The sequence below is a fragment of the Vibrio sp. SCSIO 43135 genome, from assembly GCF_023716665.1.
Lineage (GTDB): Bacteria > Pseudomonadota > Gammaproteobacteria > Enterobacterales > Vibrionaceae > Vibrio > Vibrio paucivorans.
On the sequence record NZ_CP071859.1, the window covers coordinates 83363 to 100409 of the forward strand.

The following is a 17047-nucleotide window of genomic DNA, read 5'->3' on the forward strand; positions in this document are numbered from 1 at the left end:
CATGGATAAGATGTTAGCCACATTCAATGCTTGGTGGGGGAGTATCAGCCAACGTGAACAACGATTGGTGATGGTGTGCACGGCGCTATTAGTGGTTGGTGGAATATACTGGGGTGTGATTCAGCCGCTGACTGAGCGTGCAGAGCAGGCGCAAATGCGCATCAATAGCGAAAAGCAGCTGTTAAATTGGGTTAGCAATACAGCCGATGAGATCACGAGCTTAAGGGCACAAAGTGGTATCAAAACCTCATCTCAGCCGATGAACCAAGTGATTTCATCATCTGCTCGTCGTTTTAATATTGAACTGATTCGAGTCCAGCCGCGAGATGAGATGATTCAAGTGTGGATTCAACCTGTGGTGTTTAATCAGTTCGTGAACTGGCTGGATTATTTGCAGCAAGAACAGGGGGTTGGGGTCGAGTTTCTCGATATCGATCGCTCAGAACGCGCTGGAGTGGTTGAAGTGAAGCGATTGCAGTTTAAGCGAGGCAGTTAATGAAGCGGATCGTTCTAGTATCAGCACTGGTTAGCGTGGTCTTTAGTACCAGCGTTGTGGTACACACGCCAGCAAGCTTTGTTGTTAACTACTTGCCTAACATCCCCTCTCTCTCTTTATCTGGTGTGTCTGGGACTATCTGGAATGGTAAAGTGAATCAAGTTGAATGGCAGGGCAACTCGTTAGGCGAGGTTCAATGGCACTTAAAGCCTTTGAAGCTGCTAACTGGTAAAGCCGAAGCTGACGTACGTTTTGGCCGAGGTAGTGAGATGAACGTCAGTGGCAAAGGGACAGTAGGCTATGGGTTCTCGGGCCCTTATGCCAACAATCTCGTGGCATCTGTACCGGCTGATTATGTCATGCAGCAGATTCACATCCCTGTTCCTCTAACGGTTGCAGGACAGCTTGAGCTGTCTATCAAACAGCTCGCGTACGCTGCGCCCTATTGTCAAACTGGTGAAGGTGCTCTGGTTTGGAATGCAGCGTCAGCGACGTCTCCTCTGGGAGGGTTAGAACTAGGGCCAGTGGTAGCGCAGCTAAGCTGTCAGGATAGCGTTGTGTCAGTGCAGGGCGACCAACAAAGTGAGCAGGTTTCTGCTGAGTTCAGTGCCACTCTTCAGGCTGATAACCGCTACAGTGCACAGGCTTGGTTTCAACCCGGTGCGCAATTCCCTGAGGGGCTTCAGAGTCAGCTTAAATGGCTACCTAGCCCAGATAGCCAGGGACGTTATCAGTTTAACTATCAGGCCAAACTGTAATTTAAGTAGGGACTTGGAAATACAAAAGCGGCGCATCATGCGCCGCTTTTCAATTTTGAAGAGGATTAATCTTTGACTTGAAGAATATCATTCCATGGCAGATCTGCGTCACCCAATACAATAAAGTTAGGATTCTCTAGCGTCTCTCGTTCGTTGTACGACAGAGGGGCAAGTTGAGTGCTGAGAATACGACCACCTGCTTCTTCAACAATGCATTGAGTTGCTGCGGTATCCCATTCACCGGTTGGCCCGATACGTAAATAGCAATCGACGGCCCCTTCTGCTACTAAGCAAGCCTTGAGCGCAGCAGAACCTAATGGAACAAGGTCATAGTTCCATTCGCTACTCATACGGCCTGTAATGCGGTTGATATCTTGGCGGCGGCTGATAGCAATGGCGATGCTTTGGCTGCCTTCTTCGTGCTTGTGAGTGTCGATACGAACACTTTCATTCATATCTGGGATTTTCCAAGCCCCTTTGCCTGAATAGGCGTAGTAAGTCACGCCAGAAACTGGCCCGTACACCACGCCCATCACTGGGTGGTTATTCTCAACCAAAGCAATAATCGTAGCGAAATCGCCGCTGCGAGCGATGAACTCTTGCGTACCATCGAGTGGGTCGACCAACCAATAGCGTTCCCACTGCGAGCGCTGTTCTAAGCTAATATCGGCATCTTCTTCAGATAAGATTGGGATATCAGGCGTGAGCTCGCTTAGCTGTTTCATGATCAGCTTATGTGCGGCAATGTCAGCACTGGTGACTGGTGTTTCATCGCTTTTTACATAAGCTTCGTATTGTTTGTTTTCGTAGATATCAAGAATCAGTTGCCCGGCAGAGCGCGCAATCTCGATTACGGAGGGGAGTAGGTTCGATAGATCTTTTTGTATTGGCATAATGTTTCCTAACGCCCTAGATTATTATTTTTAGATATTAATTTTTCTAGGTGGCTCATTCTTTAGGTGACTACCTATTTAGGTACTTAAGGGCGAGCATTAACGCCGTGATGCTCCGCGCTTCACAAAAATCGAGGTGAGTCAGCAGCTCTTCCGCTTGGGCAAGTGGCCAACGCACAATTTCCAAAGGTTCAGGTTCATCGCCCTCTAACTTTTCTGAGTATAGGCCTTGTGCGACAAATAATGTCATTCGGCTAGAAAAATAGGAGGGTGCGAGTATCACTTCTTTCAGTGGAGTCAGTGTTTGAGCACCAAAGCCAATTTCCTCTTTGAGTTCGCGAACTGCGGCCTGCTCAGCTGTTTCACCTAAGTCGATAAGCCCTTTCGGGAAGCCAAGTTCATAGCGCTCTGTGCCCGCCGCGTACTCTCTGACCAAGAGTAAGTCGCCTTGCTCAGTGACTGGCACCATCATCACCGCATTGCGTCCACTCGGCTTCATGCGTTCGTAAGTTCGCTGTTCTCCGTTACTAAAACGTAAATCAAGCGACTCAATAGAAAACAATCTCGATTGCGCAACAACTTGCTTCGCTAAAATCTCCGGCTGGCTGCGTTTGGTCATGACGCTTACTCCTTAGCGTTTAGGATCATCGATCCCATAGGTAGAGTTAATATATGAAAAAACACCGCGGTATTAAAGGGATAGATTTCGACCAATCAAGATTGTTATTAGGGTCTGTTGAACTTTCGAGCTGATTTTTGCAGCACTTTGTGGGAAATTGATACAAGACAGAGGCTTTGATGTGTAGCTCTAGCCTACATGAGAAGCCGATAACGCAGTAGAAATGAACCACAAAGGCTGCCCGAAGGGTTCGGCTACGCGCCCCGGACTAAAATCGTTTTATGCTTTGTTGAAGACTATTTGCTTAGAATGACTAGGCTACACAGTCTTCGCCTCGCCTAAAACGATTTTATCTCGAACAAAACTTAACCGCGAAAGTTCAACAGACCCTAGTCTTGGCGGAGACTTAAAAACAAAAAGGGCTGGCGCATGGCCAACCCTTGATATCAACGATGATGACGGATTAGTAGTAAGAGTGCTCACCACGGTCATGTTCAGTCGCATCGCGTACAGCAGTAAGCTCACCTTCAAACTGTTGAAGTAGCTCTTTTTCGATGCCTTCTTTCAGCGTGACATCGACCATTGAACAGCCGTTACAACCGCCACCAAATGCAACAATCGCCACGCCTTCGTCAGTAATTTCGACTAGATTTACGTGACCACCGTGACCTGCGAGTTGCGGGTTAACTTGAGTTTGAATTGCGTATTCTACGCGCTCCAGCAGTGGAGCGTCGTCGGCAACTTTACGCATTTTTGCGTTAGGTGCTTTTAGCGTTAACTGAGAACCCATTTTGTCTGTAACAAAGTCGATTTCAGCGTCTTCTAGGAACGGTAGGCTCAATTCATCAACAAACGCAGAGAAGCCTTCGAATTTAAGCTCAGTATCTGTTGATTCGACTGCTTCAGGTGGACAGTAAGAAACACCACATTCAGCGTTTTGAGTACCTGGGTTAACCACGAAAACACGAATGTTAGTGCCTTCTGGTTGTTGGCCAAGCAGGTTGGCAAAGTGAGATTGGGCGTTTTCTGTAATAGTAATAGAATTTGACACGACGAATACCTGAGTGAAATTGTAGGCTATTTAAGCGCCATTTTACTCCTGCACAGCCTAAGATCTAGCCTTTTTTCATCGTGATGCAATGACTAGTGTGAGTCTGTGGGTTCAGGGGTACGGCAGATACAGTAAATATCAATGGTTTCGACGCCCGCTTCAAGCAGTAATTTGCATAAATGATGCACCGTACTGCCTGTGGTGACGACATCATCAATAATCGCGACATGCTTTGCTAGTGGTGGCGATGAAAGTCGAAATGCTCCGCGCAAATTACTCAGCCGTTGAGACTTGTTTAAACCTTGTTGCTGCTTGGTTGGTCTACATCTCTTAAACACATTGTGCTGATATGTTATTCCTGTAAGTTTTGCTACTTCAGCAGCCAAAATCTCACTGTGGTTAAAGCCTCGCCACCATTTCCTTCGCCAATGCATAGGGACTGAAGTTAGTATCTCTGGCTTTGTGTCGATTTTTTCCGTAAGCAATGGTGCTAAGTTGCGGGCATGCCAAAACTGGCGCTGGTATTTAAGTTTGCTGATGTAGTTGGATAGCGGTGCTTGGTAGTCGCCCACGCAATACAGTCGCGACCACAGTGGTGGAGCGGTTAAGCATGAGCCGCACATTGGCGTCGATGTTACTGTTGGAAGTCCACATCGCTGGCAACGTGATGTAGATTGGAAGTAGCTTTGGCAACTAGAGCACCAGATGCTGAACTCTTGCTTTGGAGCGAGCGGTAATCGGCATAAGTCGCATACCGGTGAGCAGTATTGGTGCATGGTTTTTTGTAGCCAATCGGATAACATGGTCGCCAAACTGTTGGGTGAAGTGGTGTTTATCATCCCGCCTAACGACGGTGAGTAGGGCTGAATTTAGTAGGAGAGAGTGCGACCATGAAGGAAACTTTGCACTGGCATCGAGAAGGTCATGTGAATCAAGATAGCGAAGTCGCTGACTTGGTGCTTGTTCACGGCTGGGGAATGAATGGCGCGGTTTGGCATCAAACTGCAGAAGTCTTGAGCCAACATTTCAATGTTCATGTTGTTGATCTTCCGGGTTATGGCCATAGTGCTCACTTGCATGCCTCGACCTTAGAGGAAATTGCTCAGCAGCTTTTGATTGAAGCGCCAGAACAAGCCATTTGGGTTGGGTGGTCGTTGGGTGGTTTGGTGGCAAGTCATGTCGCTTTGCATCACTCCGGACGTGTCACTAAGCTTGTGACGGTGGCATCCTCACCTAAGTTTGCTGCAGAGCGACCTTGGCGTGGGATTCAACCTAATGTGCTGACGGCGTTCACCGATCAGCTGGTGGATGACTTTCAGACTACGATTGAACGGTTTATGGCGCTGCAAGCTATGGGGAGCCCGTCAGCTCGTCAAGATGTTAAGCAGCTGAAGCAAGCGGTGTTATCTCGCCCAAGTCCAAATCCAGAATCACTGCTGGCTGGGCTAAAAATGCTGGCGAATGTTGATATGCGTGAGCAACTGGAAGAGATTTCGGCGCCAATTTTACGACTGTATGGTCGGCTTGATGGCCTGGTGCCAGTTAAGGTTGCCAGTGATGTTCAAAAAGCCCTGCCGAGCAGTGAACACTATGTGTTCAGCCAGTCTTCACATGCGCCATTTATGACTGAATTGGATGCATTCTGTCATCAAATTGTCGTTTTTGGCCAAAAGTAATGAATAATTGCTAAATTTTTAACCACCTCAGTCGATACAGAAATTAACCCAATAGAGCTGACACAAGTTAGGCATTATCGGGTTGGGCGATACTGAGGAGGTTTCGACTATGATCGTGTCACCGACTAACGTTAGTGTGCCACTTATCGCCCCATCAGTTAATGTACAAACGGAGCAGGCCGCGCGCGATAATAAAGTGCGGGAGCCTATAATACCGACCGTTGAACTGGCTAAAACCAATGCTGAGCGAAAGGTTAAGGCAGACGATAAACGGCGAAAGCAATCTTCATGGGATCCGTCGGAGCATCCTGGCTACGAAACGGAGAACGACAGTGAGGTTGCCGAGTCTTATCACGAAGACCCCAAGGATACCCTTGAGCGGCTCTTCAGTTTGCTGGCCCTCGAGACATACAGCGAGAAGCAGGGAAAAGGCTATGCGATGCGTTTTCGGTTGCCCAAGTGCATTATTGATGCTGCGATAACTGAAGGAAGAATGGCGAAGCGGCGAACTGTGATCAGGTACCATTATGGTCATGCCGTTGCACCAAACACTCCATCTGAGGTTATAGCGGTGTTGTAAACATCTACAGTTCGGTGTTTATCGCTATCAAAAATACCCACTTTCTTGTAGTGCACCACTACCAGCAAGTGGGTTTTTCTTTTTTACTCGCATTAAAAAGCCATCGGCGTGCGATGGCTTTTAGTCAGTGATAGCTATTGGTCCGTTGATAGCTACTGTATCAATTAGCGTTTGGCTTTGGCAAAGGCTGCTGCAAACGCACCGCCCATAGCACCGTTCTGTGGTTCTTCACGTTGGCGCTGCCCTTGCTGGCGATGACCACCACGAGGAGCGTTTGAGCGTGATGTGTGCGAGCGCTGCGAACGGTTGTCTTGGCCTGGTTCATCTTTTAAGCGCATAGACAGTGCGATGCGCTTCCGTTGCACGTCGACCTCCATCACTTTTACTTTAACAATGTCACCTGCTTTTACCACTTCACGTGGATCAGAAACAAAGCGGTCGGTCAGTGCTGAGATATGAACTAAGCCATCTTGGTGAACACCGATATCGACGAAAGCACCAAAGTTAGCCACGTTGGAAACGACCCCTTCGAGAATCATCCCGATCTCTAGATCTGACACTTCGTTCACACCATCTGCAAATGTGGCCGTTTTGAACTCAGGGCGTGGGTCACGGCCCGGTTTATCAAGTTCTTTAATGATGTCAGTGACGGTTGGAACACCAAAGCTTTCATTGGTGTAATCCACAGCATGCAGGCCGCGTAAGAATTCAGAGTTTCCAATCAGTGCTTTGATGTCTTTGCTGTTCTTCTCGGCGATGGCTTTCACTACTGGATAGGCTTCTGGGTGAACAGAAGAAGCATCCAGTGGATTTTTACCATCCATAATACGTAGGAAACCAGCACACTGTTCAAAGGCTTTTGGCCCAAGGCGAGCCACCTTTTTTAGTGCTGTACGGGCTTCAAATCGGCCATTGTCGTTACGATACTCGACAATGTTCTGAGCCATAGTTGTGCTTAAACCTGCAACACGAGTGAGCAACGCTGCTGAGGCAGTATTCACATCCACACCCACTGCGTTTACACAGTCTTCAACCACCGCGTCCAGACGTTTGGCTAGCATCGCTTGGCTGACATCGTGTTGGTATTGACCCACACCGATCGATTTTGGATCGATTTTCACCAACTCAGCCAATGGGTCTTGCAGACGACGGGCAATCGACACCGCACCGCGCAGCGACACATCCATATTCGGGAATTCTTTCGCCGCCAATTCAGAGGCCGAGTACACCGACGCACCCGCTTCACTGACCATGATCTTTTGTACTTTGAGGTTGCCGCGCTTGATTAAATCGGCCACAAACGTATCGGTTTCTCGTGAGGCTGTACCGTTACCGATTGCAATCAGATCAACATTAAACTGGCGCACCAGTTGGTCAACCACTTGCATCGACTTATCGTATTGCTTCTGTGGCGGATGAGGATAGATGGTATCCGTTGCTAGCACTTTACCGGTTGAGTCTACGACAGCAATTTTAGAACCAGTACGTAGGCCTGGGTCTAAGCCGAGTGTTGCGCGAGGGCCAGCTGGTGCAGCCATCAGTAAGTCTTTTAAATTGGTGGCGAACACTTCAATCGCTTCGATCTCAGCTCGCTCTTTCATCGCACCCATTAGTTCTGTTTCCATGTGCATGGAAACTTTAATGCGCCATGCCCAGCTGATGACTTGCTTGCGCCACCCATCGGCTGGTGCGCTACTGAGGTTGATACCGTAGTGATCAGAGATAATGGCTTCACAGTAAGACTGACGAACACTTTCTTCCTGCTCTGGGTCAGCATTCATCGCTAAGGTTAGGAAACCTTCATTGCGGCCACGCAACATAGCCAATGCGCGGTGGGAAGGTACTTTGCTGAGTGCTTCATTGTGCTCAAAGTAATCTTTGAATTTCTCGCCTTCGGTTTGCTTACCGTCGACAACACGTGCGACTAGCTCCGCATTGCGATTCAGGTGAGCACGGATTTTTTCTAGCAGATTCGCGTCTTCAGCGATACGTTCCATGATGATCGCGCGAGCGCCATCAAGGGCTGCTTTGGTGTCCGCAATGCCTTTATCGCTGCTGATGTATTGGCTTGCTTCTGCTTCTGGCTCAGTTTGCGGTTCATTCCATAGCTTATCAGCCAAAGGTTCTAAACCTGCTTCAATCGCGATTTGCCCTTTCGTACGACGTTTAGGCTTATAAGGAAGATAAAGGTCTTCTAAGCGCGTTTTGCTGTCTGCTTGGTTGATTTCGCTTTCCAGTTCAGCGGTTAGTTTGCCTTGTTCGCCGATGGACTTGAGAATGGTTTGCCGACGTTCGTCGAGTTCTCTTAAGTAGGAGAGTCGTGAGTCTAGATTACGTAGCTGAGTATCGTCTAAGCCACCAGTCACTTCTTTACGGTAGCGGGCAATAAATGGGACGGTGTTTCCGTCATCGATAAGGGTGACAGCAGCAGTGACTTGTTCAGTCTTAACATTTAGTTCCTGAGCAATCAGGCGACAGATAGCTTGGCTCATCCGTGTTTTCTCTTTATTTGTTTGATTGTAGGGAGATTCCCGTAAAGCGGACTTATGACGCTGTAGTGTTTGTGTATATTGGGGTTAAGGCGTTATTTTCCAATCTTTTTGCTACTCAGGTGTCAATTTTGCAGACAAAGTAAAAGATGAATGTGTACTTTGGTTAAAGTTATGTCAAAACTGTAACTAGTGTCAGAACTTATTGTTTTTTTTATGGACTGAAAGACGGTAAGGTTTACCGGAAGAATAAAACGGATGCATAGAATGAAAAAAATATCCTTGGCGTTAGCCATCTTGAGTACCTCCTTGTTTTCTCACTCGTCTCTGGCTGTAGAAATTCCTTTTACTACGCAGAGCCCAGCGTATGAGCTAGACGATAAATTGGTACTTGGCCGTCTTGAGAATGTGTACTTGCACGATGCGGAGGCGTTAAAAGGCGTTCCGTTTGTGGGCAAAATCGATACCGGTGCTGATAGCACTTCTATGCATGCGGAAAATATCCATGTTTCCAGTGCCAATCCAGACTATAAAGACCTGAAAGATCACGACTTAATGGCTGCGATGGTGAAAGAAGTCGAGAAAAATAAAGAGCTCGACTATTTTGATTGGGACGGGACCACGTTTGCACCCTTCAAAGCGACTGTCACCTTTACCGTTCAACACCCATATAGTGGTGAGCCTGTAGTGATCAAAGAACCACTGGAAAGGGTGGCGATGATCCGTAGCCGTACCAGCAGCACGCCACTGTTGCGCCCAACTGTGAAGATTCCAATGAGCATCGCGGGCCGCCAAGTGAAAACCGATGTTAACCTAACCGATCGCAGCAATTTCTCGACGCCTGTGCTGATTGGTAAAACATTTTTGGCCGACAATGCGTGGGTGTTTGCCGGTTATGACTACTTGCAAGAGCAGCCAAAAGCCAAAGTGGTGGGTAAAAAAGAAACCGTCAGTATCAATGATATACCGCTTAACGTCAGCTTCTCTTTGAAGAACAGCTACAGCATTTTGCACGCGAAGAATATCGATATAGATACTAAGCGTGATGAAGTGAAGTTCGACATGGTTGGTAGTGACGGCAAGCAGAAAGAGATGACTTTGCCACTTGTACGCATGTTAAAAGTAAGTGGTCACAAACGCCCGTTGGTATATGTGCCAGTGCAGCTTGACAGTAAAACGACACAATATTGGTTGGTGTACCTAAAAGATCGTTCGGGTAGCAGTTCTCAGCTGCGTGTTGGTACCAACACAATCAGCGAGTCGTTCATGATCGACACTGGTGCTGAAAATCTTTTGGGTAAAGGTGCCAAGAGCTTCCTAAGTGTGGCCAAGTCGAACCAACCTTTAGTGGTCTCCCCACAAGAGAGCCTATCGCTGGATGGCTTTAAGTTAGATGCAGAACCATCATTTGCCGTCAAAACTCCACTACTCAAGGTGGCAAGCTTTGAGGTGACTGATAAGGGTAAAGATGAGTTCGTTGAGTACTTTTTGAGAAACTCGGACGGCGAACAGCAAAAAATTACTAAGAAGATTCAGAAAAACCTACGGGTAGGCGACACGGTTCGACCTGTGGTGCTAGGTCAGTTTGCTCTTGAAGGCGAAGTGCGTGAACAGGAATTTGCTATTGATGTGCTAGATAGCGATGAAAAACGTCCTTACTTCGTATTGGGCCAGAAGATGGTCAAAGACGGTGTCTTTGTGAATACTCGCGCTGATCACCTGCTGCAAGCCGATCCACTATTTAAAGCGGGTCATATCGAAATTGCTCAAGTCGAAGGCATGCGTTTCCCTGCGAAATTGGATACGGGTGCTGACGTAAGCTCAATGAATGCGGTCAACATCAAGCGTTTCAAGAAAGATGGCCAAGATATGGTGACATTTACGTATCAAAACAGCCAAGGTGACAAACAAGAGTTCACCAAGCCTGTGATTGATGTAATGCGCATTAAAGCGAAGAAAGGTGAAAAACCGAATATCCGCCCAGTGGTAGAAATGACGGTTAAGCTCGGAGATTTAGAGCGTCGCGTTAAAGTGAACCTTCAGGATCGTTCTCGCTTTGAATACAGCATGATTTTGGGTAAGAACTTCTTAAAACACGGTGCTGTCGTGAGTAGCGATGAAAACTACTTGTTAGGCAAAGACTAACAGCCGTAACACATTTAAAAATCCCCGCCTTAGCGGGGATTTTTTTATTGATAGCGAATTGAGTTAATAAACCACTCTTTTTCGCCTTCCGGTGTGCGTACCACAAACTCATCATCGACTTCTTTTTTCAATAGCGCACGGGCCATTGGTGAATCGATCGAAATATAGCCCTTGGCATCACCATAAATTTCGTCTGGGCCTACGATGCGAAATTGCATGACATCGCCGGCGTCATTTTCGATTTCTACCCAAGCACCGAAAAATACTTTTCCTTCTTGCTGTGGCGAGTAATCGACGACTTTCACTTGTTCCAAGCGCTTGCGCAGATAGCGGACACGACGGTCGATTTCACGCAGCCTTTTTTTATTGTACTGGTATTAGTTCTACTCTTAAGAACGTACTAATAGCTGCAATACTACTTCTAACTATCTGATATTAAGTTGGCCTCTTTTTATAGTTGAGTCATTTGAATTAGTGAGAACCATCAACTATATACTAAGTAGTATATTAAGAGTTCCTTAGTATTTTAGGTGGCCTATGGACTATGACAAGCGATGGACGAGTTGGCGTGAGTTTCTGGAGAGCAGTGGTCGACTCTCCGATTGTGATGATCGGGAATGTAAGAATAAACAGCAGTTTAAGCATCTACCTATAAGTATGACGGCCTATTACGATAAGAGTTGGCCTGGATGGCATGACTACTTAAGACAAACAAAGAAATGAGTTTCGTTATCAAACGTGGAGTGAACTACAAAGCTCATGCAAGTCGGCCTTCGTTTCGTTTTCCAGCGCTTTTTACTGAAAGTGGTTTGCTGATTTCTCATCTGAGATTTTTGCACGAGAATCGCTACAAATCTCAATCGTGGCTAGAGCGGAATACTTTTGCTGTAGAGCTTCTCTTAAAGTTCATTGAGCGCCAAGTATCAAACTATTCAACGGCTACAGATTTACTTAGAGCTTTTGTTGAAGCATTACAGTTCGGAACTATTCAAGATGGACAAGATGATTCTGGTTTGTTCTGGAGCCATCGAAGAAATGAGGATGTTAATGTTCTTCTTCGTCATATTACTGAGTACTGTGATTACCTAGACACTATCCATGGCACTGACTTACCCAAGCTAAATCCCTTGAGGAAAGCAACTCAGGTAGAAGAGCGTTTGCAATGGTGTGCTTACTACAGAAGGCACAGTCGTAGCTTTTTAAATCATTTAGCGAAACCGTCCCGACAGCAATTCTCCGCTGTTAGAAAGGTTCGTGGACCTGAGAGGCATCTAGTCGATATTGAAGCGGTATATCGCTTTCCAGAAGATAGAATTGAAGACTTACTTTTGCACGGGTTTGTTTCTACCTCAGGAGAGCCGGATTATAGTAGCCAGTTAATCGTAATGTTGATGCATTTTGGTGGGCTACGATTGTCAGAGTGCTTTCATATATATACCGATGACATATCGATAGATCCACAATCAGGTTCAGCTCTGATATCGGTTTTCCATCCTAGTGATGGAAAGTCTCCAGATGAACGTTTCAGTAAACGAAATGAATACTTGGTTCATAAATACCGGATGAATCCAAGGAATGACTATTCGAGAAGCCATAGGCTCTACGCGGGCTGGAAAGGACCTTTGCTTACAAATCGCAATCTGTCCTTTGACGTCATGTTTTATCCGGTAAGTAAAGCTGTTGAGTTTACTCTGTTACTGCAAAAGTACCTTTCGATTAAACCTGCTTCAGAATCTCCGTTCCTGTTTGTTAACTCAAAAGGCAACCCAGAAAGTAAAAAAAATTTCAATCAAAAACATAACAGAGCCGTTCAACGAATTGGACTCGAACCTTGCAAGTCATTAGGGACAACCCCGCATGCACATCGCCACTCCTATGGATATAGATTAAGCCAAGGAGGCTTTTCTCAGCTAGAGATTCAAAAAGCGATGCATCATAAAAGTCCTGATAGCTGTTTGGTTTACTTGAAACCTTCAGACGATGAAGTTCGTCATCAAATGAGAAGTTTTTACTGATGAAAAAGTTCTACAAAACTATAAACCAAGCAAGCAAAGCGGCGATCGAGTTGGGCATTCAATCATATCAGGAATACAAACAGCGCTACAAAGAGAATAAACATCTCCCTTCTAATCCAGATAAGGCTTATGCCGATAATTGGGTGGATTGGTTTAGCTTTCTGGGTACAAAGGAACGAACTATATATCCAACATACGCAGAGGCAAGCAAAGCTGCGATAGCTTTGAGTATTCTATCAGCACACGAATATAACAAGCGCTATAAAGAGGATGAATGTCTTCCTTCTTCCCCAAAACAGACTTACGGCGATGATTGGGTGGACTGGTTTAATTTTCTGGATAAAGAAAAACGGTCTATATACCCAACCTATACAGAAGCAAGTAAAGCTGCAATAGTTTTGGGCATCCAATCCACACAGGAGTATAAACAGCGCTACAAAGAGGATAAATGTCTTCCCTCGCATCCAGACGGAACTTACGCCGCTGATTGGGTGGATTGGTTTAGCTTTCTGGATAAAGAAAAACCGTCTATATACCCAACCTATGCAGAGGCAAGTAAAGCTGCAATAGCTTTGGGCATTCAATCGATCTCTGAATATAACCAGCGCTACAAAGAGGATAAATGCCTTCCCTCTCACCCAAATGGAACTTATACGGATAGCTGGGTGGATTGGTTTAGCTTTTTGGATATAGAAAAACCGTCTATATATCCAACCTATGCAGAGGCAAGCACAGCTTCAATAGCTTTGGGCATTCAATCGGTTTCTGAATATAACCAGCGCTACAAAGAGGATAAATGCCTCCCCTCTCGTCCGGCTGCGGCTTATGCGGATGATTGGGTAGATTGGTTTATCTTTTTGGATATAGAAAAGCCGTCTATATACCCAACCTATGAAGAGGCAAGAACAGCTGCAATAGCTTTGGGCATTCAATCGTACTCGGAATATCAGAAGCGCCACAAAGAGGATAAAAATCTTCCCTTTAGTCCAAATCGGACTTATGCAGATGATTGGGTAAATTGGTTTAGCTTTCTGGGTACAAAGGAACGAACTATATATTCGATCTATTCTGAGGCAAAAGCAGCTGCAATAGTTTTGGGTATTCAATCGACAGTGGAATACAACCAGCGTTATAAAGAGGATAAATGCCTTCCCTCTCTTCCAAATAAGGCTTATCCCGATGACTGGGTGGACTGGTTTAGTTTTCTGGATAAAGAAAAACGCTCTATATATCCGACCTATGCAGAGGCAAGCAAAGCCGCAATAGCTTTGGGCATCCAATCGCAACAGGAGTATAAACAGCGCTACAAAGAGGATGAGTGCCTTCCCTCTCATCCATATGGGACTTATTCTGTTGATTGGGTGGATTGGTTTAGTTTTCTGGATATAGAGAAGCGGTTTTTATATCCAACATATGGAGAGGCGAGTAAAGCGGCAATAGCTTTGGGTATTCATTCGCAGCTAGAATATCGGAAGCGTTACAAAGAAGATGATTGTCTTCCCTCACGTCCCAGTCAGATTTACTCTGATGATTGGTCTGGCTGGATTCAGTTCTTATTGCCTAGTGATATATCTAATCTAAAGCAGTTCAAAACAGCATGTACGATTCTAAAAATCAAAGACTCTGCTCAATATAGAGTTACGCAGAAGAACTATTCTCAATTACCCTCCAAACCTGAAAAAAAAATACCTGACTGGAGCAATTGGTATGATGCTCTCGATATACCACGACCTTATGGATATGACGAACTAGTGGCTTTGGTGCGAAGCAAAGGTGTTTTCAGTCTCGCTGAATATGCGAAGCTTCGATCAGAATCCAACGACCCTAGAATGCCAGCCAAACCAGAAGAGTATTATCAAGGAAAGGGCTGGACTAACACTTATGACTTCTGGGGAGTAAAACGACCGTACCAGGTAAAATACTTTACCGATGAATGGTCTTTGTGGGCGGAGACGATAAAAGAGTTTCTCAAGTCTGCACGTGGGGGAGATACCAAAGCGAAAGACTTATGTGAATTTGTTCGTGAATACATTGAGCCAAATGATTTTGAAACATCTCCGTTGGAGTTTCTTACTCGTGGTTCGACAAACATTCAACCCATGCTGAATCTGTTTGAACAAGTTCCAGTGACTCGAAGAAAAAAATGGGCATTCTCAATCAATGAGTTCTTAGATTGGATTATCTCGAGTTATCTTATTTTGGAAGACACAGAGACGGGAGAAATTACCCACATCAAGGGCGCTAAAAACCCTTTTAGTCACATCAACTTTAATGGAGAGACTGCTCCTCAAGCTATCAACGAAACAGACAAGATGGCTCTGCCCTATCAATATGTAAAAGCAGGGCGAGAATGGATATTTCCATTGGACTCTATAGAGAAAAAGCTAAACTATCGGGATTTGGCTCATTTGCATCGTTTTTCATCAGATTGGGTACAGATCAACGATAGTTCTCTCCTAGATAAAAACGACCTAGATTGTGTTTTCAAAGTTGAAAATGGAAAAACCTACCTTTGGTTTCCAGCGTATTGGACCTATACCTACTCACTGATGCAACTACCTGCGAGAGGGATGCAAATCGTTTATTGCGATTCTGGAGAGGCTGATCAGGAGCTCGCCGATTTTAAGAACGGTAATGTAGTCTGGAAGAAAAATAGATCTAAGTTGGCTGGCCAAACTAATCGGCAAAGTATGGTGAGTAAATCAGGTCAAAGAGAGTTTGGTGTTCATTATACGTCCAACAAGACAAAATTTGATGGTTCAGGCTATACAATACCTTTCATGCCAACCGAACTCGCCTATTGGTTAGTGAAGCTGAGAAAGTGGCAACAGAAATATAATCCACTTAAGGAGCCAACGAAATGGCTTGATTGTGAGCGCACTAATCTAAACGAAGTACAGCGTAAGCAAAAAGGGGCGAATTGCTTTTTATTCCGAGACTATCTAGAAAAAGAGCCAGGCACATTTGGTGGCAGACTAACGACACGACTTGCATCTGCACTATATTTCTCTGGCGAGAATGATATTACAACGGCTACCTACCAAGGACTGAAATACAATCAATCGATCAAAGAGTTGGAAAAGAGTCAAACGATACCGCTTTCACACTTCAAATCCCCCTATACTCCGCACTCAATGCGCGTCAGTTTGATCAACGCGTACGCGTATGAATTCGGTATTCCGTTAGAAGTCATAATGAAGCTAGTTGGTCACTCAAACATCATTATGTCTATCTACTATCTCAAGAGCGATAAAACTGGTGCCAATTTACGAGAGAAGATGGAGTTGGGAGAAAAGGAAGCTTTGAGCAATGCAACACAAACGCTCAAATCGTATGTTGAACAACAGAGAATCGAGGAGGTTAAATCACAGTTGGTAGGCTCATCTGTGGATCTACTAAATTCACTAGACAATGCTCGGCCGGCCTCCAGCTATCTTTGGAAAGACTTCGGTATCTGCCCTGTCGGCGGTGCTTTTTGTTCAGAAGGGGGCTGTCCTGTAGCCACAAAAGCTAACATATATCACCCTGTACCATCCGGTTATTTGGGTGAGCAGAACTGCTTTCAGTGTCGATTCTTCATTACCGGCCCTGCATTTTTGGTTGGACTTGCCGCCATGTTCAATGAGATTAGCCTAGCCGTAAACACTCAGTCTATACGTTACGCTTCCCTTGGGCAGAAGCTTGATAATATTGCAGAGAAGATAGATATCATTGATCACCAACTTTACAAAATTAAAGCGGATAGCTCAGAGAAGTCGGCTTTGGAGTCTGATAGATGTGAGTTAGTTGGAGAGCGTATGCATTTGAACTCGGAAATTGAAACACGAGCGAAGAAGCTAGATTTGTATCTCTCAGACATGAACGCGATTCACCGACACATCCATAATTGCCAAACTCTTATGCGTAAGCCTAAAGAAAACACGGAGAATCAGTATCAACTTATTGTGCCGCATGAATTTACATTAGGTGTAGAGCTAGACGAAGTGAGTAATTTCCATCAACTATCAGAAGTATGTTCGAACGCTGAGCTGTACCACAGTTGTAGTGATGATTTAGCAGTAACCAGGCGTTCCCAAATGATAGACAAAATGATGGTTGAAAATGGTATTCAGCCGCAACTATTTTTACTGTCAGAAGAAGAACAACTCTTAGTGGGGAACCAGTTAACAGAGTTAATGCTGACACGTTTGAAAGGCTGGGAGAACGTCGACCGCCTCATAGATGGAAGCTTGACCCTAAAGGACTTATCGATAGATAACCAGTTCGACGAAAAGACGATTCGTGAACTGTTTGAGAAATCGAAACCACTAAAAAGGATCGGTTAG

Annotated in this window: 12 protein-coding genes and 1 pseudogene; 7 read left to right on the top strand and 6 right to left on the bottom strand. The window is 45.5% G+C overall.

All coding sequences use genetic code 11. The annotated features are described in order from the left end of the window. Position 1 precedes the first annotated feature (1 nt). On the top strand, positions 2–496 hold the full coding sequence (locus J4N42_RS00395) for a type II secretion system protein M (RefSeq protein WP_252028966.1): 495 nt from the start codon (positions 2–4) through the stop codon (positions 494–496). Beyond that, positions 496–1254 carry a type II secretion system protein N gene (locus J4N42_RS00400; RefSeq protein ID WP_252028967.1) on the top strand — a complete coding sequence of 253 codons (759 nt, stop codon included), beginning with the start codon at positions 496–498 and terminating at the stop codon, positions 1252–1254. The genes J4N42_RS00395 and J4N42_RS00400 overlap by 1 nt, the downstream gene beginning before the upstream one ends. Positions 1255–1319: 65 nt before the next feature. Here the strand turns inward: J4N42_RS00400 and cysQ are convergent, their stop codons facing one another. From cysQ to J4N42_RS00420, 4 genes are all read right to left on the bottom strand, one after another. Beyond that, positions 1320–2147: a 3'(2'),5'-bisphosphate nucleotidase CysQ gene (gene cysQ / locus J4N42_RS00405; protein ID WP_252028968.1), complete on the bottom strand. Its 828-nt coding sequence runs from the start codon at positions 2145–2147 to the stop codon at positions 1320–1322. A gap of 70 nt (positions 2148–2217) precedes the next feature. Further along, the gene (nudE, locus tag J4N42_RS00410) at positions 2218–2766 is read right to left on the bottom strand and encodes an ADP compounds hydrolase NudE (protein WP_252028969.1); all 549 of its coding nucleotides are present in this window, start codon (positions 2764–2766) and stop codon (positions 2218–2220) included. Between the two features lie 463 nt (positions 2767–3229). Next, positions 3230–3817, bottom strand: a complete 588-nt coding sequence (gene nfuA, locus J4N42_RS00415; RefSeq protein ID WP_252028970.1) for a Fe-S biogenesis protein NfuA — start codon at positions 3815–3817, stop codon at positions 3230–3232. Between the two features lie 92 nt (positions 3818–3909). Then, positions 3910–4656, bottom strand: a complete 747-nt coding sequence (locus J4N42_RS00420) for a ComF family protein (protein ID WP_252028971.1) — start codon at positions 4654–4656, stop codon at positions 3910–3912. A 51-nt stretch (positions 4657–4707) separates the two neighbouring features. Between J4N42_RS00420 and bioH the strand changes: the two genes are divergently transcribed. Both bioH and J4N42_RS00430 read left to right on the top strand, forming a co-directional pair. Continuing rightward, the gene (gene bioH / locus J4N42_RS00425) at positions 4708–5493 is read left to right on the top strand and encodes a pimeloyl-ACP methyl ester esterase BioH (RefSeq protein WP_252028972.1); all 786 of its coding nucleotides are present in this window, start codon (positions 4708–4710) and stop codon (positions 5491–5493) included. 109 nt (positions 5494–5602) lie between these two features. Continuing rightward, positions 5603–6073: an ATP-dependent Lon protease gene (locus tag J4N42_RS00430; RefSeq protein ID WP_252028973.1), complete on the top strand. Its 471-nt coding sequence runs from the start codon at positions 5603–5605 to the stop codon at positions 6071–6073. A gap of 164 nt (positions 6074–6237) precedes the next feature. Here J4N42_RS00430 and J4N42_RS00435 read toward each other — a convergent pair whose 3' ends face one another. After that, positions 6238–8565: a Tex family protein gene (locus J4N42_RS00435; protein ID WP_252028974.1), complete on the bottom strand. Its 2328-nt coding sequence runs from the start codon at positions 8563–8565 to the stop codon at positions 6238–6240. A gap of 264 nt (positions 8566–8829) precedes the next feature. Here J4N42_RS00435 and J4N42_RS00440 point away from each other — a divergent pair, with 264 nt between their 5' ends. Then, positions 8830–10707 (top strand): ATP-dependent zinc protease family protein, encoded by a 1878-nt coding sequence (locus tag J4N42_RS00440; RefSeq protein ID WP_252028975.1) that lies wholly within the window; start codon positions 8830–8832, stop codon positions 10705–10707. Between the two features lie 44 nt (positions 10708–10751). Here J4N42_RS00440 and greB read toward each other — a convergent pair. Next, positions 10752–11084, bottom strand: a pseudogene (gene greB, locus J4N42_RS00445) (transcription elongation factor GreB); the annotation flags it as partial. 342 nt (positions 11085–11426) lie between these two features. Here greB and gmtY point away from each other — a divergent pair. Both gmtY and gmtZ read left to right on the top strand, forming a co-directional pair. Next, positions 11427–12722 carry a gamma-mobile-trio recombinase GmtY gene (gmtY, locus tag J4N42_RS00450; protein ID WP_252028976.1) on the top strand — a complete coding sequence of 432 codons (1296 nt, stop codon included), beginning with the start codon at positions 11427–11429 and terminating at the stop codon, positions 12720–12722. After that, positions 12722–17047 carry a gamma-mobile-trio integrase GmtZ gene (gene gmtZ / locus J4N42_RS00455; RefSeq protein WP_252028977.1) on the top strand — a complete coding sequence of 1442 codons (4326 nt, stop codon included), beginning with the start codon at positions 12722–12724 and terminating at the stop codon, positions 17045–17047. The genes gmtY and gmtZ overlap by 1 nt, the downstream gene beginning before the upstream one ends.